Origin of the sequence: Streptomyces panaciradicis (assembly GCF_023516615.1) — a bacterium.
Taxonomy (GTDB): Bacteria; Actinomycetota; Actinomycetes; order Streptomycetales; family Streptomycetaceae; genus Streptomyces; species Streptomyces panaciradicis.
In genome coordinates, this window is sequence record NZ_JAMGBF010000019.1 from 1 (window position 1) to 20,359 (window position 20,359).

The window sequence follows — 20,359 nt, forward strand, 5'->3', positions numbered from 1 at the left end:
GAGTAGGACGCCGCCGAACAATTTTTGAGAAAGCCCCCGGCCGGGGATACCGGTCCGGGGGTTTTCTGCGTTCGGCTACCGTTACGGGCATGACCTACAAAGTCCGTTCCATACACGCCGACGAGTGGCGTGAGGTGAAGGCCCTGCGGCTCGCCGCACTGCAGGATCCCGTCGCGCACCTCGCCTTCCTCGAGACCTACGAGCAGGCCGCGGCCCGGTCGGACGCGTTCTGGCAGGAGCGGGCGGCCGGCGGGGCCGAAGGGGCGTCCGGAGCGCAGCAGATCGTCGCCGAGGGACCGGACGGCGAATGGGTCGGGACGCTCACCGTGCTGATGGAGGAGGCCGGCACCACCGACTGGGCCGGGTTTCCGATCGAGCGGCGCCAGGGGCATGTCGTCGGCGTGTTCGTGCGGCCCGAACACCGTGGCATCGGGCTGACCGAGGTGCTGTTCGACGCCGGTCTGGACTGGGCCTGGGCGCAGGGCGCCGAGCAGGTGCGGCTCATCGTGCACGAGGACAACGGGCGGGCCCAGCGGCTGTACCGGAAGGTGGGCTTCGCGCCCACCGGGTTGACCGTGCCGTTGTCGGCGGCCCCGGGCCAGCTGGAGCTGGAGTTCGCCCTGGAACGCGAGGAGCGTGAGGCGGTCTGACGGGCCGCTAGACCGGCAGTTCGTCGTGCGGCCAGCGGGCGCGGCCCTGCTCCCGGGAGCGGAGGAGGGCCAGCGTCGGCAGGCCCCGATCCGCACCCGCGGCCAGCAGCTCCGGCAGTTGGGGCAGCGGCGCCACGGCGGCCACGTCGTCGAGGACGAGCGTGAGTGGTGGGTCGAGGCGACCGGAGGATGACCGTTCGGCCATGCGCCGGCCACGCTCGACCACGCTGGAGACGAGGGCCGTCAGGAGAGGCATCGCCCCTGGATGGGTCCTGGGGTCCTCGATGGATTCCCCCACTACATAAAGCGTGCCCCCTTCGTGGACGAAGGAATCCAAGGCGAGGGCGTCGGTTCGGTTGGGGGTGCAGGCCTCGCGGATGTTGACGGTGAACAGGGCCGAGAGGGCTCGTCCCGTCAGTTCCTGGGCCATGTCACGGCGTTCGGGGTGGGCGGTGAGCGCTGCCTCGAGTTCGCCGGCGGAGCCGGGGGACGCCTTGGGGTTCGTACGGAGAATGCGGACCGCGTCCTGGACCTGGGTGCCCTGGGCCCAGCGGTGGACGTGGCGGATGGTGCGGCCGTCCACCGCGGCGGCGTGCAGATAGGTCCGCAGGAGCGTTTCCGCGGTGGCCGACAGGGCTTCGTCCAGCTTGGCGGTGGGACGGATCGGGGCGAGTATCGCGGCCGCCCTCTCCGTGGCCGTCTGCTTGTCCTCGCAGCCCGCCGTCGGGGACCAGTGGAGGCGGGCCGGGGTGTCGCAAAGGTGCGTGGGGTCGTAGAGGTGGACGGGGCCCAGCTTGGCCCGGGCGTCCTTGGTGTCCTGCCACAGGGTCGGGTTGGACGTGACGACCACGGCGGGGCCCTCGGCGTCCCGTACGGCCTGCGTGGCCGTCGCCTGGCGGCTCGCGGGTGGGCCGTAGTGCACGATGGGCACCCTGGGGTGCTGGAGCACTTCGGTCGGCTGGGGCAGGACGGGCTCGGCCCGGGGGAGCGGCACCTCGTGGATCTCCGCCACAGGGGGCAGCGGCCGGGCCTCCGGCTCGGGCTCCGGTACGATCACCGCCGCCGTGGCCCGCTCGAGCGCCGCCGACCGCTCCAGGCGCCGCCTCGTGCGCCCGGCCCGCCATCTGGCCACCGTCCCCATGAGGAACACCGTCAGCACGAACAGCACCATCAGCTGACCGATGAACAGGCCCCAGAACAGCCCGTACCCGGAGAGCTGCGTCGGCGGCGTGTCCGGCCAGGCGCCGGTGATGTCGTGCGGGTGGCCGATGAGGTGGCGCATGGCGAGGGGCGTACGGGTGAAGGTCACGCCGTCCGGCCAGGAGCCCTGGGCGAACAGCCCCGCCAGCCCCGTCGCCGACCACACCAGCAGGGTCATGCCGAGGAGGAAGGCGAGCAGGCCGACCAACAGGCCGTCCGGGATGCCGCCCTGGCTCTCCCGGTCGTCCCGTCGTCGCCGGTCGTCCGGTCTGACCACGTCCGCCTCCCGCTACGCCACCGTCGATTCGGACGTGCCGTCGTAGTCGCTCAGATGCTGTTCCACGAAGGCCGCGGCCCGCTCCTCCGCCTCCAGTTCGGCGGCGCGCAGGGCGTCGTCGGCCAGATCGCTGGAGGACTCCGTCATCGCGCGGTCGGTGAAGACCAGAGGGCGTTCCGTCTCCGTGACCAGGTGTTTGACCACCTGGACATTGCCGTTGACGTCCCAGACCGCGATACCGGGCGTGAGGGTGGGGATGATCTCCACCGCCCACCTGGGCAGGCCGAGCACCCGTCCTGTCGCCCGGGCCTCGTCGGCCTTCTGGGCGTAGATCGTCCGGGTCGACGCCATCTTCAGGATCGCCGCCGCCTCCTTGGCGGCCGCGCCGTCGACGACGTCGGACAGGTGGTGGACGACCGCCACGAAGGACAGGCCGAGCCGGCGCCCGAACTTCAGCAGCCGCTGGAACAGCTGCGCCACGAACGGGCTGCTGATGATGTGCCAGGCCTCCTCGACCAGGAAGACGCGCTTCTTGCGGTCGGGACGGATCCAGGTGTGCTCCAGCCACACGCCGACGATCGCCATCAGGATCGGCATGGCGATGGAGTTGCGGTCGATGTGGGACAGGTCGAAGACGATCAGCGGCGCGTCCAGGTCGATGCCGACCGTCGTCGGGCCGTCGAACATGCCGCGCAGGTCACCGTCGACGAGCCGGTCCAGCACCAGCGCCACGTCCAGGCCCCACGCCCGTACGTCCTCTATGTCGACGTTCATCGCCTCGGCGGACTCCGGCTCCGGGTGCCGTAGCTGCTCGACGATGTCCGTGAGGATCGGCTGGCGTTCGACGATCGTCTCGTTGACGTAGGCGTGCGCGACCTTGAGGGCGAAGCCGGAGCGTTCGTCCAGGCCGTGGCCCATCGCGACCTCGATGATCGTCCGGAGCAGCGCGAGCTGGCCGGTCGTCGTGATCGAGGGGTCGAGGGGGTTGAGCCGGATGCCGTGGTCCAGGGCGGCCATCGGGTCCAGCCGGATGGGAGTTATCCCCAGCTCCTCCGCGATGAGGTTCCACTCGCCGACGCCGTCCTCGCCCTGGGCGTCGAGGACGACGACCTGGCGGTCCTTGAAGCGCAGCTGCCGCAGGACGTACGTCTTCTCCAGGGCCGACTTGCCGTTGCCGGACTCGCCGAGGACGAGCCAGTGGGGGGCGGGCAGCTGCTGGCCGTAGAGCTGGAAGGGGTCGTAGATGTAGCCCTTGCCGGAGTAGACCTCGCGGCCGATGATCACGCCCGAGTCGCCGAGGCCGGGGGCGGCCGTCGGCAGGTAGACGGCCTGGGCCTGGCCGGTGGACGTGCGCACGGGCAGGCGGGTCGTCTCGACCTTCCCGAAGAGGAAGGACGTGAAGGCGTCGGTGAGGACGGACAGCGGATCCCGCATCGGCGAATCAGCCCCTACCTTCGAATGCCGGTGGCGAACGGAAGCGTGTTCACGAAGGCACGGTGGTGCTCGCGATCGCACCACTCCAGCTTCAGGTACGACTTTCCGGCCGAGGCGCGGATGGTCCGCTTGTCGCGGGCCAGCGCCTCGGGAGAGCGGGAGGAGACGGTGATGTAGCCGACCAGGTTGACGCCGGCGGCGCCGCTGGCGAGGTCCTCGCCGCGCTGGTCTAGGCGGGTGTGGGCGGCCACGTCACGGGGGTCGACGGTGCGGTTCATCTTGGCGGCGCGGCTCGCCTCCGCCTCGTCGTTGGTCTTCTCGGTCAGCATGCGCTCGATGGCGACCTCGGTGGGTTCCAGGTCCATCGTGACGGCGACCGTACGGATCACGTCCGGGGTGTGGACCAGCAGCGGGGCCAGGAAGTTGACGCCCACCGGGGTCATCGGCCACTCCTTCACCCAGGCGGTGGCGTGGCACCAGGGGGCGCGGGTGGAGGACTCCCGGGTCTTCGCCTGGAGGAACGTGGGCTCCATGGCGTCGAGCTCGGCCGGCCAGGCGTTGCGCTTGGTCATCGCCTGGATGTGGTCGATGGGGTGGTCGGGGTCGTACATGGAGTGGATGAGGGAGGCGAGGCGGCCCTGGCCGAGGGGCTGGCGGACACGGATGTCGGCCTCCTGCAGGCGCGAGCAGATGTCGGTCAGCTCGCGGGCCATGACGACCGCAAGACCCGCGTCGCGGTCGACCTTGCGGCCGTTGTGCGGGCGGGCCGCCCGCGCCATCGCCTGGGCCTCGGCGGCCAGTTCGCGGGTGTAGTGCATGCAGGCGACCAGGTAGGCGCGGTGCTGCTCGCTGCTGGTCGACACCATGGACTGGAGTTGGTCGTACGACTGCTGCAGCCAGCCCGGGGCCTTCTCGTCGCCGCGGACGGCGACGTCCTTGGCGTGGGCGTCGGGGTCGGCCGGCAGGGTGCGGGCGAGCATCTGCAGGCGGGTGACGAAGCCGTCGCCGTTGGCGACGTGCTTGAGCAGGGTGCCGAAGCGGTCGACGAGTGCTTCCTGGTCCTCGGAGTCGCGCAGGCCGACGCCGGGGCCCTCGATCTCGATGGCGGCGGTGACGGTCCTGCGGTCCGCGTGCAGCAGGACGGCGATCTCGTCGGGCCCGAAGGGGGCGGCGAGCCAGTTGATGCGGCCGATGCCGGGCGGCGGGCCGATCTCGATCTCTCGGCCGTCCAGGCGCGTGCCGGCTTCCATGACGCCGGAGCGGTAGAGGGTGCCCTGCTTCAGGGTGCGCTTGTAACTGCGGTTGATCTCGAACCACTTGTAGAACGTGCGGTGCTTGTACGGCACGTAGACCGCCGCCAGCGCGAGCAGCGGGAAGCCCATCAGCAGCACGATGCGCAGGGAGAGGACCGGGACGAGGAGCCCGCACATCATGCCGAGGAACGCGCCGATGATGATCAGCGCGATCTCGCCGGACTCGCGGTTCCGGCCGACGATCGCGTTCGGCCGGGCGCGGCCGATGAGATACGTACGGCGGGGCGTGACCGGATGGGACAGGTGGGACTCGGTCGTCAACGCCCTTCACCTCCCGTGCGGTTGGTACTGCTGTTGCGGGTGTTGCTGGCATGCGGGGTGTTCACCGGGCTCGCCGAGCGGGGTGCGGGTGCGGCGGAGGGGACAGTTCCGCCGCCACCACCGGTCGGGGTGCGGGTGCTGTGGGCGGCGACGCCGCCGCTGACCGGGTTGGCCGGGCGGGGGCCGCCGCCGGAGGACGACTGGCCGCCGCCTCCGTTGTCGTTGGCGCGGGTGCTGTGGGTCTTGATGCCCTGCGCGACCATGTTCGCCGGGGAGCTGATGACGGCCGCCGCCTTGCCTTCGGCGCCCTGCATGATGCGGTTGTTGCGGCCGCTGGCGATCTCGTCGCCGAAGCCGGGGACGAAGCGGTAGATCATCGCGCTGGCGAAGATGGCCAGCAGGATGATGGCGAGGCCGGAGACGACGGCGGAGAAGGAGTCGGGGCCGTTGGCGGAGGACAGCGCGCCCGCGAGGCCCAGCACGATCACGATGATCGGCTTGACCAGGATGACGGCGATCATGATGCCCGCCCAGCGGCGGACGTGGCCCCAGAGGTTCTTGTCGACCAGGCCGGCGTAGACGACGGTGCCGAGGAGGGCGCCGACGTAGAGGAGCGCGGCTCTGATGACGAGCTCCAGCCAGAGGACGCCGGCGGCGAGGATGCTGACCAGCGACACGACGATCAGCATGATGGGGCCGCCGCCGATGTCGGTGCCCTTGTTCAGGGCGCCGGAGAAGGTGCCGAAGAAGACGTCGGTCTGGTCGCCGGTGGCCTTCGCCAGCACATCGGTGACGCCGTCCGCGGCCGATACGACGGTGTACAGGATCAGGGGCGTGAACGCCGACGCCAGGACCGTCAGCCAGAGGAAGCCGACGGCCTCCGAGATGGCGGTGGTGAGCGGCACACCGCGGACGGCCCGCTTGGCCACGGCCAGCAGCCAGAGCACGAGGGTCAGGATCGTCGACGCCGCGAAGACGACCGCGTACTGCTGGAGGAACTTCTGGTTCGTGAAGTCGACGTTCGCGGTCTCCTTCACGGCCCCACTGAGCTTGTCGATGGTCCAGGAGGCGGCTTTGGCGCAGCCTTGGGCGAGCGAGGACAGAGGGTCGAGCGTCGAGGTGAGGCTGGGGGTGTTGGTACCGGTGGTGCCCTTGTCCCCGTTGCCTCGCTCGCAGTACTTCTTGGCCGGGCCGGCGATGAGGGAGCAGGGGTCGCTGCTCTTCGTCGCGGTCGGGCTCGGCTCGGCGACGGCACGGGCTGCCAGCAATACGGCTGCTGTTTGTACGGCAGCCACCAGACCGGTGAGCTTGAGCGCGCGGTGCCGGCTACCGGGCATAGGTGAACCCTCCGAACTCCTTGACCGCCTTGCCGATCTCATCGGCTCCCGAGACGGGGTTGTCATCGGTGACGGGGGTAGGGCCAGTCTTTTGGCTGCTCGCGAGGACCTTCCAGTCGCCGCCGCTCCAGTTCAGCTTCATGGTCACGGTGAACCAGCCGCTGGTGACGGGGTTGGTCGAGTCCCGACCGGCCAGCCCGAAGAGGCCGCTGCACCAGACCTCGACCGTGGCCGCGTCGGCGCTGAACGAGGTGACCTTGGTGCCCGCGGGCAGCGTCCGATTCACGAACGTGGTTCCGGCAGGGGCACTGCCATCGTTGTTGAGGCCGATCTTCTTCAGGAAGTCCGCTGAGTAATCAGCGTCGAACCCGGACTGCAGACGGGTGACGGCGCTGGGGTCGGCGACGGTCTGCACGATCTCGTGGCGACGGGAGGCGTTGAACATGCCTTCGGAGCCAAGGGCGGAGGCGTAATTGGCCGCTGCACTCTCAGCCCCCTGCTGATCATGCGCGAACCCGGCAGGAATGCCCGCCGCCTTCCCCGCCACCGGCTTCGTCCCGCTCGCCGCCGTCGATGCGCTGTCCGGCTTGTCCCCCGCGCTGGTCGACGAAGAGGAATCGTCTCCTCCGCGGTTCGCGAAGGCGATCGCGGCGATGAGGAGGACCACCACGCCGACCACTGTGACCAGGCTCCGGGACGACGTGCGGCCACCTCGCCGCGCGCCCCCGTACACGTCGCCGCCGCTGTCGGGCAGACGGGTCCGGGTCTGCCCCTCGTCTCCGAGACTCATGCCGCGTACGCCCTCTCCACCTCGTAGACATACGACGGTAGCCGTGCTGGATGCCGCGCGGGCGCGGTGTGGTGACTCGACATCAGGGAAACGCAACCTCGGCCGGGGAGCACGACGGGCGGGTGGGGGAGGAGGGAACGCCTGCTAGACGGCCATGCCGTACACGATGGTGAAGAGCGTGCCCAGGGAGCCGATGATGAATACGCCGGTGAGGCCGGCGATGATGAGGCCCTTGCCCTGCTCCGCGCTGAAGGTGTCCCGCAGGGCGGTCGCGCCGATGCGCTGCTTGGCCGCACCCCAGACCGCGATGCCCAGGCAGAGCAGGATGGCCACCGCCATCACGACCTCGATCATGACCTTGGCCTCGTTGCCCAGGCTGCCGAAGGGGCCCCAGTCCGGAGCGATCCCGCCGATGATGGTGTTGATGTCTCCCTTGTCGGCCGCAAAGAGCATGTAAGTCACCGCCCCTGGTGGGTAGTTCCGCAGTTCCCTCTGCCGGGTGTGCAGAGGTCTGGCTCATTCTCGCCGACAATGCCGCGGTCGTATGTCGACTTGGCGTCATTGCCTGGCGGGTTTCGTACGAAAAGCACGCTCGGTCACTCTGTGTATCACGGCAGGTCACGCCGGGCAATGAGGCCTGAGCGGAACCTGTGTGTGGTTCAGTCGTTGACCCCTTCTGTGACCTGGGCCGGTTCTGACGGCTGGTCGGGTGAGTGGTCGCGCCGGTGTTCTCCGGGTGAAGGGTAACCCGCGCGCGCGGACGAGCCGCGACCCATACCGGCCGCGGCTCGCTCGCTGGTGACGGAGAGTCAGCCCGTGAAGGCCGCTACTCCCTCCGGGGTTCCCCAGCCCGTCGGGCCGTCGTAGCCCGGCTGGGCGGTGCACAGGTAGGTGGTGGTGCAGGAGCCGTTGCTGCCGCTGGTCACGTCGTTCAGGGCGGAGGTGCCGGCCTTCGTGTAGGGGAAGGAGGCCGGGTAGGACGAGGACGACGGGGTGCCGGCGAGGGCGTAGACGGCGGCGATGATGGGCGCGGAGGCGCTCGTGCCGCCGAAGGTGTACCAGCCGGCGGTGACGCCGTAGGAGTCGTAGACCGAGACGCCGGTGGCGGGGTCGGCGACGGCCGAGACGTCGGCGATCGTGCGCTTGGCGCAGCCGGTGTCGGTCTGCCAGGACGGTTTGGTGTCGTAGGAGGAGCAGCCGGAGCCGGTGCCCTCGGTGCTGGAGGTGTTCCAGACGGTCTCGGTCCAGCCGCGGGTGGTGGAGGAGGTCTTCAGGGCCGTGCCGCCGACCGAGGTGACGTAGCGGGAGGCGGCCGGGTACTCGGCGCCGTAGCCGCCGTCGCCGGCGGAGACGGTGATGGCGACGCCCGGGTGGTTGAAGTACGAGGAGTCGTAGGAGGTGTCGGAGGAGGACTCCGAGCCGCCGTAGCTGTTGGAGACGTACTTCGCGCCGAGGGAGACGGCCTCGTTCACGGCCTTGCCGAGGTTGGCCATGGTGGCGCTGGTGGCCTCGACGAGGAGGATGTTGCACTTCGGGCAGACGGCGGAGGCCATGTCGAGGTCGAGGGAGATCTCCTCGGACCAGCCGGAGTCGCTGGAGGGCAGCGAGGTCGTGGAGCCGGTCTGGCTGACCTTCTTGAAGCAGCCGTTGGCGGTGGTGCAGGCCGGCAGGCCGTAGTACGAGCGGTAGGTGGCGAGGTCGGACTCGGCGTTCGGGTCGTTGTACGCGTCGACGATGGCGATGGTCTCGCCGGAGCCGTTGGAGGCGGCGGCGGAGGTCAGGCCGTAGGCCGACTGGAGGTTCGTGGGGCCGTAGCCGGAGGGTGTGGCGGCGTCGGCGGCCTTGGGGGTGACGCCGGTCCTCGCCGCCTGCTGCTTCTGGAAGGCGGTGAGGCCGCCGGTCACGCGGTAGGAGTCGCAGGCCAGTTCGCCCTTGTGCTTCGGGGTGGCGCAGGGGGTGGCCGTCCAGGTCGCCTTCGACGAGGCGGTGGCCGCGTCGGCCTGGGCGGCGGTGCCGAAGCCCGCGAACACGAGTGCCGCCGCGGCGGCCGCGGCGGCCATCGTGCGGCGCAGGGCTCTGTGGGCGGGTCTGTGGGGGAGAGGGGAACGCATCGTGCAGCCTCCTGATGTTCCTGGGTGGGGTGGAACAGGGGCGGTGCGGGTGCGCTCCGCCGGTACGGAGTCCCCGGCGGAGGGCGGCGGCCCGCCACGACTGTCGCTTGTTGAGTACGCGACAACAAGAGGCTTATGGAATTCTGACTTCCGGATTACTGAACCTGTTTCGGCCCTTTACTCAACTCACAGGCAGCTCACGGGAGTTGCATGGGAGGGGTGCCGGCGGCCGTCAGTTCTTGGTGCACTTCGGGTAGTTCAGGCCCTCGGCGCACAGTCCGTACGCGCTGCTGCTGACGTCCACCTCTTCCTCCTTGCCGGCCTTCGTGCGGACCGTCAGTTCGTACTCGGTGTGGCAGCTGCGGGTCCTCTTCTTGCCCTTCTTCTTCGTCTTGCACTCGTGGTCGGTGTCCTTGCTGACGACCGTGCCGGTGACGGGCTTCGCCTTGCTGCAGCCGGCCAGCGGTGCGGTGAGCGCGGCGACGGTGAGCAGGACGGCGAGCGTGCGCCTCATGTGATTCCCCCGTGGGTGTCATGTACCGGATCTACTGCCGGGGCATGGTACTGAGAACGGGAGAACGGGTCACGGCCGGCTGCCGTGACCCGTTCCCTGTGCGCCGCCGAGGAGACCCCACGTACTCCTCATCCGGGCGGCTCCCCGGTGACCCGTCGGGGAGTTCTGCTCCGCTCGGCCCGTGAAAGGTCCGAGCGTGCGAGACCTTCGCTTGTTGAGTGCGCGACGAACAAGAGGGTTTCGGAATTCTGACTTGTGCATGACCGAACAGGCTTGCGGGATTGCCGCCCGATGGCGGCACGATGGCCGAAGGATGGGGGCCGTTTGACCCGGAGCACGGGAACCCGCAGGTTGACGCGCGTCGACCCGGCCGGTGAGCGCGGGGCCGGGCGGGCCGGGAGGCGCGGGCGGTGGCACCGCCGTACGGTGGATGTCATGGCCGTGTCGTCGAGCGTCCCGCCCCGGAAGCCGCCGTTCACGGAGATATCTCAGTGAACGGCAGACTCTTTTCTCACCTTCGTCGGTCACAGTGGTTGCCGATGAAGCGCACCCCACGCATTGGCAGGCGGGTCTCCAGCCCCGTGTTCGCAGCCGTCGTGCTGCTCGTGCCGGCCGTCACCTCGGCCTCCCTCGCGGACGCCGACGACGGGCCCGGGCCGTTCGGCGTCACCGCCGTCGCGGCGGCCGGCGGGCCCACCGACAGAGTCGGGGCCCTCTTTGGGGCCGACCGCGCGGGCAAGCTCGCCGGCGGGCACTTCTGCACCGCCTCCGTCGTGCACAGTCCGGGCCGCGATCTCGTCGTCACCGCCGCGCACTGCCTGGACGGGGACGGCGGCCTGATATTCGTGCCCGGGTACCGGGACGGGAAGGCCCCGTACGGGGTGTGGACCGTGCGCAGGCGGTTCCTGCCCGACGGGTGGGCCAAGGGGCAGGACGAGGACAGCGACGTCGCCTTCGCCGTGGTGGCGGCGAAGGACGGCAAGGACGGCAAGGGCGTCGAGGACGTCGTCGGCGGCAACCGGTTCGTCACCGGTACGGCCACCGGGGCCACCGCCGTCACCGTCACCGGGTATCCCAACTCCCGTGAGGTGCCGGTCAGCTGCACCAACAAGCCCACCGCGCACAGCTCCACGCAGCAGCGCATCGACTGTCCCGCCCTCAGCGGCGGCACCAGCGGCAGCCCCTGGGTGAACGGGGACGGGCAGGTCGTCGGGGTGCTGGGCGGCCACGAGGAGGGCGGCTCCACCGACGACATCTCCTACAGCGTGGTGCTGGGGACCGAGGCCGCCGAGCTCTACCGGGACGCCACGGCCGATCCGTGAGACCAATGGGGTCGAAGACGGCCGAAGACCCCGCGTGATCATTCCCGAACGCAGCGCACGCCCCTACACTGACCTGGGCTACGACTCCCGGGCGGCGAGGGGCGGTTGACGGTGCGTAAGGCTTGGATCATCGCGTCCGCCGCTGTCGGCTCCGCCCTGGCCTTCGTGATGCTGCTCGTCGTGGGCGTCTACCTGGTCGCCGGGAACATCCTCAACGGCGTGGGCGGCGCGACCAAGGCGCTCGCCAAGGGCTCCGTGCCCGCGGCCTACGCGACCATCGTGCAGAAGTGGGGCAACCTGTGCCCCGCCATCAACCCGGCGCTGCTCGCCGCCCAGCTGTACCAGGAGAGCGGGTTCAACCCGAACGCCAGGAGCGAGGCCGCGGCCGAGGGGATAGCGCAGTTCATCCCCGGTACCTGGGCCACGCACGGCATCGACGGCAACGGCGACGGCAGGAAGGACGTGTGGGATCCGCAGGACGCCATTCCGTCCGCCGCGTCGTACGACTGCAAGCTCGCCTCGTACGTGAAGGACGTACCCGGGAATCTGACCGAAAACATGCTCGCCTCGTACAACGCCGGCGCCTACGCGGTGATCAAGTACGGGGGCGTGCCGCCGTACCGGGAGACGCAGAACTACGTCAAGACGATCACCACGCTGGAGGAGAGCTTCGCGGCGCCCGTGTCCCGGGTCGACCCCAGCGAGCAGGCGGCCGGCGCCATCTACTACGCGCAGAAGAAGCTGGGCACGCCCTACCTGTGGGGCGGCAACGGCACCGCCGCGGACGGCGGGCGTTTCGACTGCTCGGGGCTGACGAAGGCGGCGTACGAGAGCGTCGGCGTCACCCTCCCGCGAGTGGCCAATGACCAGTACAACGCCGGGCCGCACCCCAAGCGCGACGAACTGCTGCCCGGAGACCTCGTGTTCTTCTCGAAGGATCCGACCGACTCCCGGGCCATCCACCATGTCGGCATTTATGTCGGCGGTGGGTACATGATCGACGCGCCGCGAACGGGCGCCGTCATCCGGTTCGACCCGATCGACACTTCCGAGTACTTCGGGGCAACCCGGGTCACCGCAGATGGCGCGAAAGCGTTGCCCACGAACGTGTGAACCGAGCGTGAAACCACCCCCTGAGCTGCGGCAACGGGTCTCTCTTCGATAACGTCTGCGTGATCATTCGGTGGAGTGTGGAACGTAGTAAGCGGGACCGTGCGTTCCTGTTGACGTAGTGGCGCACGCGAGTGCCCGAAGCAACGACGAAGGGGCCGCGGCACGATGGCTGGACTCGCTGAATCCGGGTCGAACCCCGACGTCGACCTGCTCTACGACATCAACGGACTGGCCAAGGACGCCCCGCACTGGTTCGACCGCGGCATGGAGTTCGTCGGCGAGTACGGGCTGTTGCTGGCCATGGTGCTGCTCGTGCTGTGGTGCTGGTGGTCGGTGCGGCGGCGCGGTGCCGAGGACGCCGCCTCCTCCGTGGCCGCGCTGGTGTGGACGCCGATCGCCGCCGGGATCGCGGTGCTGGTGAACGTGCCGATAAGGGGCTTCGTCGAACGGCCCCGGCCGTTCCTGGAGCACCAGGGGCTCGATGTCCTGGTGTCCGGCAAGACCGACTACTCCTTCGTGAGCGACCACGCGACGATCACCATGGCCATCGGCGTCGGACTGTTCGTCGCCAACCGGAAGTTCGGCATCGCCGGGATCGCGCTCGCGCTGCTCGAAGGCTTCTGCCGCGTCTACATGGGCGTGCACTACCCGACGGACGTCGTCGGCGGCTTCGCGCTCGGCACGGCCGTGGCCCTGCTGCTGTCGCCGCCGGCCATGGCCCTGCTCACGCCGCTGATGAAGGCCGTCGAGGGGTCCTCCTGGGGCGGCCGGCTCGTCCGCAGCCGGCGCCGGCCCGGTACGGGCCGGGACACCGTGCTCCCCGGCGCCCGCAAGGACGTCGAGGCCGAGGAACGCGACCTGGCCGCGTAGGGCCGCGAGGCTCCCGCAGCGCCTGCGGGCAGGGGCCCAGGGGCTCCTACAGCGCCTGTGGGTAGGTGAAGAAGCGGTTCGGGTCGTACTGCTTCTTCAGGGTCGCCAGCTTGGCCGCCGCGTCGCCGTAGTAGGCCGTGCGCCAGTCCTTCAGGGTCGGGTCCGTGTAGTTCTGGTAGGCCGCGCCGGAGGCGTAGGGCTTCATCGCGTCGTGGGCGTGGGTGAGCCAGGACTGGGCCGCGGTGCCCGTCGTGCCGGGGCGCCAGGACGCTATGTACTGGGCGAGCATGCGGCTGCGGCGGTGCACGAACGCGGTGGCCGTCGGGGAGACGCGGTTGATCGCGCCGCCGAGCGCGGTCAGCGCGATGCTGCCCGCGCCGCCCTGGACCGAGGAGATCTGCCGCAGCAGGGTCTGGATGCCCGCCGCGGAGATCGAGCGGTCGAAGAAGTCCGAACGGGCCGCATAGGTCTCGCGGCCCAGCGCGCCCTGGGGGTTGCGGCCCGGCGTGGAGCCGGGCAGGTGGCACTGGGCTTCGGTGGGGAAGGACGAGCAGCCGGCGTAGGCCTCCATCGCGCCCTCGTAGGAGTGCCGCCGGAGCGTGACGCCGCGGGCCGCCGACCCCACCTTCGAGGCCAGGCGGTCCAGGGCGTTCTGGAGTTCGCCGTAGGTGCCGAGGGAGAAGGCGGCGACGGAGACGCTGGGCGAGCCGCCGTTCTCCAGGTGGCAGGAGGACCAGATCTCGTCCGGCTGGCTGGGGCCCCACTCCTGCCAGGCCCGCAGCACGGCGGCCGCCTTCGAGAAGGGCCAGGTGACGTACGCCGACACCGCCTGCGGGGCCGGGTGGGTCTTGAAGCGCAGTTCCGTCACGACGCCGAAGTTGCCGTTGCCCGCGCCGCGCAGGGCCCAGAACAGGTCCTTGTTCTCGGTCGCGTTCGCGGTCAGCTGCTTGCCGTCGGCCGTGATCAGCGTGGCCTGGGTGAGGCTGTCGCAGGTCAGGCCGTAGGCCCGGGAGACCACGCCGTGGCCGCCGCCCAGGACCAGGCCCGAGACGCCGACCGAGGGGCAGGAGCCCGCCGGGATGGTCACCCCCTTGGCCGCGAGGCCGCGGTAGACGTCGATCAGCTTGGAACCGGCGCCCACGACGGCCTCGCCGCCGCCGACGCGGATGCCGTTCAGCCGGGAGACATCGAGGATCAGCTTGCCGTTGCCCGAGGACCAGCCCGCGTAGGAGTGGCCGCCGTTGCGGATGGCGACCCGGAGGCCGTGGGCGCGGGCGTAGGCGAGGGTTGTCCGGATGTCGTCCGTGTGTGCGACATAGGCGACCGCCGCGGGCTTCAGGCCGTCGAAGCGGGTGTTGTACAGCTGGTGGGCGGTGGACCACTTGGTGTCGCCCGGGCGGACCAGCGTGCCGTCGAGGTCGTGGGCGAGGGCGCTCCAGTTGGCGGCGGAGGCCGACATCACGGTCGTGCCGGAGGAGCCGGTGGCGGTGGCGGGCGTGGCGTTCGACGAGGTGGCGCCGGCCGTTCCGGTGCCCTTGCACGCCGCCAGGGCCACGCCGGATATCGCGGCCGCGCCGCCACCGATGAATGCACGCCGTTCCATGTTCTGCCTCCCGTTGGCTCTCGGGGTACGAGACGGCTCGCCGGACCCGAACGTTCCAGCGGGAGTGTCACCGCTGTGTCACCGTAGGAACGGAACCTCCACGTGCCCTCCCCGTGAGCATTCCGTGACCTAACCACAACGTCTGCAGGGGTTCACCTCGCGTTCATTTGTGGCCATCGGCGGCTTCACCTGATCTGCCTAATTTCGGCCCTACGAGATGCGGTCATGCCTCGCAGAGGCGGTCCGTGTCACCGAGACTTCGCAACCCTCGCACGCCGCCGGATTCAGGACGGCGGCTCCTGGAAGGAACTCTTTCACAGTGAAGCTTCAGCGCATGAACCGGCGGGCCCTCGCCCTCGGTGCCCTCGCCGCTTCCGGCGCCCTGGTCCTCACGGCGTGCGGCTCGGACGACACCAGCTCGGGCAGCAGCGGTGGCAGCAGCGCTTCGGCGACGACGGGCGCCAGCTCCATCAAGTGCGACAACGCCAAGGGCCAGCTGCTGTCCGACGGCTCGTCCGCGCAGAAGAACGCGATCGACGCCTGGGTGGCCCAGTTCTCCAAGGCCTGCGGCGTGCAGATCAACTACAAGGCGGGCGGCTCCGGCGCCGGTGTCACCTCCTTCACCCAGGGCCAGCTGGCGTTCGCCGGCTCCGACTCGGCGCTGAAGCCCGAAGAGGTCACCGCCTCCAAGAAGGTCTGCTCCGGTGGCCAGGGCATCGACCTGCCGATGGTCGGCGGCCCGATCGCGGTCGGCTACAACCTGTCCGGCGTGAGCAACCTGGTCCTCGACGCCCCGACCCTGGCGAAGATCTTCAACAGCAAGATCCAGTACTGGGACGACGCGGCCATCAAGAAGCTGAACCCCTCCGCGAAGCTCCCGCACCTGAAGATCCAGGCGTTCCACCGCTCGGACGAGTCCGGCACCACGGACAACTTCACCAAGTACCTGATCGCCACCGCCAAGAGCGACTGGCCCTACTCCGGTGGCAAGGCCTGGCAGGCCAAGGGTGGCCAGGCCGCCGCCCAGTCCTCCGGTGTGGCCGCCCAGGTCAAGCAGACCAACGGCTCCATCGGCTACTTCGAGCTGTCCTACGTCGCCGACGGCGTCAACGCCGTCAGCATCAACACCGGTGCCAGCGCGCCGGTCGCCCCGAGCAGCGACTCCGCCTCCAAGGCGATCGCCGACGCCAAGGTCGTGGGCACGGGCAAGGACCTGTCGCTCCAGCTCAACTACAACACCAAGGCCGACGGCGCCTACCCGATCACCCTGGTGACGTACGAGATCGTCTGCGACAAGGGCAACAAGTCCGACACCCTTCCGGCGACCAAGGCGTTCCTGCGCTACATCGCCTCCGAGGACGGCCAGAACGTTCTGTCCGGCCTGAAGTACGCCCCCATCCCCGCCGACATCATCGCCAAGGTCCGCACCACCATCGAGGGCCTGAACTGATCTGAGTGTGCGGTCCGGTCCCGGACCTGATCCGGGACCGGACCGCACCGTCCGGTGCACCGCCGCCACGAGCCGTACCAGCGGTACGGCTTCGCAGAACCGCACAGGGTGCGGTTCCGCAGACCGGAGAACCCGATGGACACATCAACACAGATAACCGACGCCCCACCCCCCGTCCCGCAGCCGAACCTGGCCGAGCTCAAGCGCAACGCCCGCGGCGCGACCCGACCCGGAGACCGGATCTTCCTCGGTCTGTCCCGTGGGTCGGGCATCTTCCTGTTGGTGATCATGGCCGCGATCGCGGTCTTCCTCACCTACCGCGCGTCCCTCGCGCTCAGCAAGAACCACGGCAACTTCCTCACCACCTTCGAGTGGAACACCAACGTCACGCCGCCCAGCTTCGGCATCGCGGTGCTGGCCTTCGGCACGGTGGTCTCCTCGATCATCGCCATGGTCCTCGCGGTCCCGGTCGCGGTGGCCATCGCCCTGTTCCTCACCCACTACGCCCCCCGCCGGCTCGCCGGTCCCATCGCGTACGTGGTCGACCTGCTCGCCGCCGTGCCGTCCATCGTCTACGGCCTGTGGGGCGCGCTGATCCTCGTACCGCACATGACCGGCCTCTTCGGCTGGCTCAACGACTTCTTCGGCTGGACCGGGATCTTCTCCTGGGACCAGGGCGCCCCGCGCTCGCTGCTCACCGTGGGCATCCTGCTGGCGATCATGATCCTGCCGATCATCACCAACGTCAGCCGCGAGGTCTTCCGCCAGGTCCCGCAGATGCACGAGGAGGCGGCCCTGGCCCTCGGCGCCACGCGCTGGGAGGTCATCCGCATGTCGGTGCTGCCCTTCGGCCGCTCCGGCGTGATCTCCGCCTCGATGCTCGGCCTCGGCCGCGCGCTCGGCGAGACGATGGCCGTGGCCACCGTCCTGTCCCCGGACTTCCTGATCCACGGCAGCCTGCTCAACCCGGGCGGCGGCACCTTCGCGCAGAACATCGCCAGCAAGTTCAGCGAGGCCACCGAGTTCGGCCGGGACGCCCTGATCGCCTCGGGTCTGGTCCTGTTCGTCATCACCCTGGTGGTCAACGGCGCGGCCCGCATGATCATCGCCCGCCGCAAGGAGTACTCGGGGGCCAACGCATGAGCAACGCCGTCATCGCCGAGAAGCGCCCCAGCACCCTGCGCGGCGCCAGTCTGCCGAAGTGGTCGCCGTGGGCGATCGCCGCCGGCTCCGTGGCCGTGGCCGTCGCCGTCGGAGCGGGCACCGGGCTCACCAAGGTCCAGTGGGGCCTGATCTCCGGTCTGCTCTTCCTCGCCGCCACCTACGGCATCGCCGCCAAGGTCGAGGGCCGCCGGCAGGCCAAGGACCGCATCGCGACCGGCCTGGTCTGGGTGGCCTTCCTGGTCGCCCTCGTGCCGCTGATCTCCCTGGTCTGGGTGACGGTCGTCCGCGGTATCAAGGTCCTCGACGTCTACTTCCTGACCCACTCGATGGGCCTCGTCGCCGACTCCCAGCCGGGCGGCGGCATCTACCACGCCATCATCGGCAGCCTGGAGCAGGTCGGCCTCGCCACCCTGATCGCGGCGCCGATCGGCGTGCTGACCGCCATCTACCTGGTGGAGTACGGCCGCGGCCGGCTCGCCCAGGCGGTCACCTTCTTCGTCGACGTCATGACGGGTGTCCCGTCGATCGTCGCGGGTCTGTTCATCCTGTCGCTGATGCTGATCTTCGACATGCAGCCGTTCGGCTTCGCCGGTTCGATGGCCCTGGCCATCCTGATGATGCCGGTGGTCGTGCGCTCCACGGAGGAGATGCTCAAGCTCGTCCCGAACGAGCTGCGCGAGGCGTCGCTGGCCCTGGGCGTGCCGAAGTGGCGGACCATCCTGAAGGTGGTCCTGCCGACGTCCATCGGCGGCATCACGACCGGCATCATGCTGGCCGTCGCGCGTATCGCGGGCGAGACTGCGCCCGTGCTGCTGTTGGTGTTCGGAAACCGGTTCATCAACAACAACCCCTTCGAGGGGCCCCAGCAGTCGCTGCCGCTGTACGTGTACCAGCAGTACGCCGCCGGCAACGAATACGCGTACGACCGGGCGTGGGCGGCCTCGCTCGCCCTGATCGCCTTCGTGATGATCCTCAACCTGGTGGCCCGCGCGATCGCGCGCTGGAAGGCCCCGAAGACCGGTCGCTGACCGCGGCCCCCTCAGCGACTGACTGGAAGTGACGTACACATGGCCAAGCGAATCGACGTAAGCGGGCTCACCGCCTTCTACGGCTCCCACAAGGCGATCGAAGACATCTCGATGACGGTCGAGCCGCGCTCGGTGACGGCCTTCATCGGCCCCTCCGGCTGCGGCAAGTCGACGTTCCTGCGCACCCTGAACCGTATGCACGAGGTCACCTCGGGCGGCCGGGTCGAGGGCAAGGTCCTGCTGGACGACGAGGACCTGTACGGCCCGGGCATCGACCCGGTGGCCGTGCGCCGCGAGGTCGGCATGGTCTTCCAGCGGCCCAACCCCTTCCCCACCATGTCGATCTTCGACAATGTGGCGGCGGGGCTGCGGCTGAACGGCGGCTACAAGAAGAGCGAGCTCGGCGACATCGTGGAGAAGTCGCTGAAGGGCGCGAACCTCTGGAACGAGGTCAAGGACCGGCTGAACAAGCCCGGTTCGGGCCTGTCCGGCGGTCAGCAGCAGCGTCTGTGCATCGCCCGTGCCATCGCGGTCGAGCCGAAGGTGCTGCTGATGGACGAGCCCTGCTCCGCCCTCGACCCGATCTCCACCCTCGCCATCGAGGACCTGATCGGTGAGCTCAAGGAGCGCTTCACGATCGTCATCGTGACGCACAACATGCAGCAGGCGGCGCGTGTCTCGGACCGTACGGCGTTCTTCAACCTCGCCGCGGTCGGGCAGCCCGGCAAGCTGATCGAGATCGACGACACGGAGCGGATCTTCTCCAACCCGTCGGTCCAGGCGACGGAGGACTACATCTCCGGCCGCTTCGGCTGATCCCCCAGACCCCTCGCGGTGCTGCATGGCGGTGCCACCGCGAGGACGATGAAGGGCCCGCCCCCGGCTCCCGGGGGCGGGCCCGTCGTCGTGCGGGAGGCGTTGTCTACAGCAACGCCAGGTCCACCAGCTCGAAGGCGCCCGCGGCCACCAGGGCCGCCGCCGGCATGGTGATGAACCAGCCCAGGACGATGTTCTTGGCGACGCCCCAGCGGACGGCCTTCACGCGCTTGGTCGCGCCCACGCCCATGATCGCGGAGGTGATCACGTGGGTGGTGGAGATGGGGGCCTTGAAGAGGTAGGCCGTGGTGAACATGATCGAGGCGCCCGTGGTCTCCGCGGCGAAGCCCTGCGGGGGATCCAGCTCGATGATCTTGCGGCCGAGGGTGCGCATGATGCGCCAGCCGCCCGCGTAGGTGCCCAGCGACAGCATCAGCGCGCAGACGATCTTCACCCAGACCGGAATCGGGTCGCTGAAGTTCATGTGGCCGGAAATCACCAGTGCCATCACGACCACGCCCATCGTCTTCTGGGCGTCCTGCAGGCCGTGACCGAGGGCCATGCCGGCCGCGGAGACGGTCTGCGCTATGCGGAAGTGACGCTTCGTCTTGTGCGGGTTGGCCCGGCGGAAGATCCACAGGATGGCCAGCATCACCAGGTAGCCGACGATCAGGCCGACGATCGGCGACAGGAACATCGGGATGACGACCTTGTCGAGGACGCCGTTCCAGTGCACGGTCGTGCTGCCGGCCAGCGCGGCGCCCACCAGGCCGCCGAACAGGGCGTGGGAGGAGGACGACGGCAGACCGTAGTACCAGGTGATCAGGTTCCAGACGATCGCGCCCACGAGGCCGGAGAAGAGGATGGCCATCCCCGTCGAGCCCTCCGGGGTGGCGATCAGGCCCTCGCTGACGGTCTTGGCCACGCCGGAGCCCAGGAAGGCGCCCGCCATGTTCATCACCGCGGCCATGGCCAGTGCCGCCCGCGGGGTCAGCGCCCGGGTCGAGACCGACGTCGCGATCGCGTTCGCGGAGTCGTGGAAGCCGTTGGTGTACGTGAAGAAGAGCGCGACCGCGATGGTCACGACCAGAGCGACGGTGTCCATG

18 protein-coding genes are annotated in these 20,359 nt (G+C 69.5%); 8 read left to right on the top strand and 10 right to left on the bottom strand.

Annotated features, from left to right (window positions below; all coding sequences use genetic code 11):
- The first annotated feature begins 89 nt into the window (after nucleotides 1–89).
- Nucleotides 90–650 carry a GNAT family N-acetyltransferase gene (locus M8J74_RS07830; protein ID WP_249835705.1) on the top strand — a complete coding sequence of 187 codons (561 nt, stop codon included), beginning with the start codon at nucleotides 90–92 and terminating at the stop codon, nucleotides 648–650.
- 7 nt (nucleotides 651–657) lie between these two features.
- On the opposite strand, the gene M8J74_RS07835 is transcribed toward M8J74_RS07830, so the two are convergent.
- The 8 genes from M8J74_RS07835 to M8J74_RS07870 all read right to left on the bottom strand — a co-directional run bounded on the left by M8J74_RS07835 (nucleotide 658) and on the right by M8J74_RS07870 (nucleotide 9,887).
- Entirely contained in the window at nucleotides 658–2,127 is a 1,470-nt protein-coding gene (locus M8J74_RS07835; protein ID WP_249835706.1) for a type VI secretion protein, read from the bottom strand.
- Between the two features lie 12 nt (nucleotides 2,128–2,139).
- Nucleotides 2,140–3,561 carry an ATP-binding protein gene (locus M8J74_RS07840; RefSeq protein WP_249835707.1) on the bottom strand — a complete coding sequence of 474 codons (1,422 nt, stop codon included), beginning with the start codon at nucleotides 3,559–3,561 and terminating at the stop codon, nucleotides 2,140–2,142.
- A 14-nt stretch (nucleotides 3,562–3,575) separates the two neighbouring features.
- Complete coding sequence (locus M8J74_RS07845; RefSeq protein WP_249835708.1) at nucleotides 3,576–5,135, bottom strand: SCO6880 family protein; 1,560 nt, start codon at nucleotides 5,133–5,135, stop codon at nucleotides 3,576–3,578.
- Entirely contained in the window at nucleotides 5,132–6,472 is a 1,341-nt protein-coding gene (locus M8J74_RS07850; protein ID WP_249835709.1) for a hypothetical protein, read from the bottom strand. Before M8J74_RS07850 ends, M8J74_RS07845 begins: the two co-directional genes overlap by 4 nt.
- A complete protein-coding gene (locus M8J74_RS07855) occupies nucleotides 6,462–7,262 on the bottom strand; it encodes a DUF8175 domain-containg protein (RefSeq protein ID WP_249835710.1) in 801 nt (266 codons plus the stop codon). Before M8J74_RS07855 ends, M8J74_RS07850 begins: the two co-directional genes overlap by 11 nt.
- A gap of 144 nt (nucleotides 7,263–7,406) precedes the next feature.
- Nucleotides 7,407–7,715: a DUF8827 family protein gene (locus M8J74_RS07860; protein ID WP_014673544.1), complete on the bottom strand. Its 309-nt coding sequence runs from the start codon at nucleotides 7,713–7,715 to the stop codon at nucleotides 7,407–7,409.
- A 356-nt stretch (nucleotides 7,716–8,071) separates the two neighbouring features.
- Nucleotides 8,072–9,373, bottom strand: a complete 1,302-nt coding sequence (locus M8J74_RS07865) for a S53 family peptidase (protein ID WP_249835711.1) — start codon at nucleotides 9,371–9,373, stop codon at nucleotides 8,072–8,074.
- A gap of 232 nt (nucleotides 9,374–9,605) precedes the next feature.
- Complete coding sequence (locus M8J74_RS07870; RefSeq protein ID WP_249835712.1) at nucleotides 9,606–9,887, bottom strand: DUF2500 domain-containing protein; 282 nt, start codon at nucleotides 9,885–9,887, stop codon at nucleotides 9,606–9,608.
- Between the two features lie 539 nt (nucleotides 9,888–10,426).
- Here M8J74_RS07870 and M8J74_RS07875 point away from each other — a divergent pair.
- The 3 genes from M8J74_RS07875 (at nucleotide 10,427) to M8J74_RS07885 (ending at nucleotide 13,192) form a co-directional block, all read left to right on the top strand.
- Nucleotides 10,427–11,209, top strand: coding sequence for a trypsin-like peptidase domain-containing protein (locus M8J74_RS07875; protein ID WP_249835713.1), 783 nt, complete (start codon nucleotides 10,427–10,429; stop codon nucleotides 11,207–11,209).
- 105 nt (nucleotides 11,210–11,314) lie between these two features.
- Nucleotides 11,315–12,322, top strand: a complete 1,008-nt coding sequence (locus M8J74_RS07880) for a C40 family peptidase (RefSeq protein ID WP_249835714.1) — start codon at nucleotides 11,315–11,317, stop codon at nucleotides 12,320–12,322.
- A gap of 165 nt (nucleotides 12,323–12,487) precedes the next feature.
- On the top strand, nucleotides 12,488–13,192 hold the full coding sequence (locus M8J74_RS07885; protein WP_249835715.1) for a phosphatase PAP2 family protein: 705 nt from the start codon (nucleotides 12,488–12,490) through the stop codon (nucleotides 13,190–13,192).
- 46 nt (nucleotides 13,193–13,238) lie between these two features.
- Here M8J74_RS07885 and M8J74_RS07890 read toward each other — a convergent pair whose 3' ends face one another.
- Complete coding sequence (locus M8J74_RS07890) at nucleotides 13,239–14,795, bottom strand: FAD-binding oxidoreductase (RefSeq protein WP_249835716.1); 1,557 nt, start codon at nucleotides 14,793–14,795, stop codon at nucleotides 13,239–13,241.
- Between the two features lie 319 nt (nucleotides 14,796–15,114).
- Here M8J74_RS07890 and pstS point away from each other — a divergent pair, with 319 nt between their 5' ends.
- From pstS to pstB, 4 genes are all read left to right on the top strand, one after another.
- Entirely contained in the window at nucleotides 15,115–16,245 is a 1,131-nt protein-coding gene (gene pstS, locus M8J74_RS07895) for a phosphate ABC transporter substrate-binding protein PstS (RefSeq protein WP_249835717.1), read from the top strand.
- A 135-nt stretch (nucleotides 16,246–16,380) separates the two neighbouring features.
- Nucleotides 16,381–17,388: a phosphate ABC transporter permease subunit PstC gene (gene pstC, locus M8J74_RS07900; protein WP_249835718.1), complete on the top strand. Its 1,008-nt coding sequence runs from the start codon at nucleotides 16,381–16,383 to the stop codon at nucleotides 17,386–17,388.
- Nucleotides 17,385–18,437, top strand: a complete 1,053-nt coding sequence (gene pstA / locus M8J74_RS07905; RefSeq protein ID WP_249835719.1) for a phosphate ABC transporter permease PstA — start codon at nucleotides 17,385–17,387, stop codon at nucleotides 18,435–18,437. The genes pstC and pstA overlap by 4 nt, the downstream gene beginning before the upstream one ends.
- Before the next feature lie 39 nt (nucleotides 18,438–18,476).
- Nucleotides 18,477–19,253: a phosphate ABC transporter ATP-binding protein PstB gene (gene pstB / locus M8J74_RS07910; RefSeq protein ID WP_058924497.1), complete on the top strand. Its 777-nt coding sequence runs from the start codon at nucleotides 18,477–18,479 to the stop codon at nucleotides 19,251–19,253.
- Between the two features lie 106 nt (nucleotides 19,254–19,359).
- On the opposite strand, the gene M8J74_RS07915 is transcribed toward pstB, so the two are convergent.
- On the bottom strand, nucleotides 19,360–20,358 hold the full coding sequence (locus tag M8J74_RS07915; RefSeq protein WP_249835720.1) for an inorganic phosphate transporter: 999 nt from the start codon (nucleotides 20,356–20,358) through the stop codon (nucleotides 19,360–19,362).
- Between the last annotated feature and the right edge of the window lies 1 nt (nucleotide 20,359).

Excerpts from the sequence above, each read along its gene's own strand:
- M8J74_RS07830 (WP_249835705.1), top strand. The coding sequence starts at position 90 with ATGACCTACAAAGTCCGTTCCATACACGCCGACGAGTGGCGTGAGGTG.
- M8J74_RS07840 (WP_249835707.1), bottom strand. The coding sequence starts at position 3,561 with ATGCGGGATCCGCTGTCCGTCCTCACCGACGCCTTCACGTCCTTCCTC.
- M8J74_RS07850 (WP_249835709.1), bottom strand. The coding sequence starts at position 6,472 with ATGCCCGGTAGCCGGCACCGCGCGCTCAAGCTCACCGGTCTGGTGGCT.
- M8J74_RS07855 (WP_249835710.1), bottom strand. The coding sequence starts at position 7,262 with ATGAGTCTCGGAGACGAGGGGCAGACCCGGACCCGTCTGCCCGACAGC.
- M8J74_RS07860 (WP_014673544.1), bottom strand. The coding sequence starts at position 7,715 with ATGCTCTTTGCGGCCGACAAGGGAGACATCAACACCATCATCGGCGGG.
- M8J74_RS07865 (WP_249835711.1), bottom strand. The coding sequence starts at position 9,373 with ATGCGTTCCCCTCTCCCCCACAGACCCGCCCACAGAGCCCTGCGCCGC.
- M8J74_RS07870 (WP_249835712.1), bottom strand. The coding sequence starts at position 9,887 with ATGAGGCGCACGCTCGCCGTCCTGCTCACCGTCGCCGCGCTCACCGCA.
- M8J74_RS07875 (WP_249835713.1), top strand. The coding sequence starts at position 10,427 with ATGAAGCGCACCCCACGCATTGGCAGGCGGGTCTCCAGCCCCGTGTTC.
- M8J74_RS07885 (WP_249835715.1), top strand. The coding sequence starts at position 12,488 with ATGGCTGGACTCGCTGAATCCGGGTCGAACCCCGACGTCGACCTGCTC.
- M8J74_RS07890 (WP_249835716.1), bottom strand. The coding sequence starts at position 14,795 with ATGGAACGGCGTGCATTCATCGGTGGCGGCGCGGCCGCGATATCCGGC.
- pstC (WP_249835718.1), top strand. The coding sequence starts at position 16,381 with ATGGACACATCAACACAGATAACCGACGCCCCACCCCCCGTCCCGCAG.
- pstA (WP_249835719.1), top strand. The coding sequence starts at position 17,385 with ATGAGCAACGCCGTCATCGCCGAGAAGCGCCCCAGCACCCTGCGCGGC.
- pstB (WP_058924497.1), top strand. The coding sequence starts at position 18,477 with ATGGCCAAGCGAATCGACGTAAGCGGGCTCACCGCCTTCTACGGCTCC.
- M8J74_RS07915 (WP_249835720.1), bottom strand. The coding sequence starts at position 20,358 with ATGGACACCGTCGCTCTGGTCGTGACCATCGCGGTCGCGCTCTTCTTC.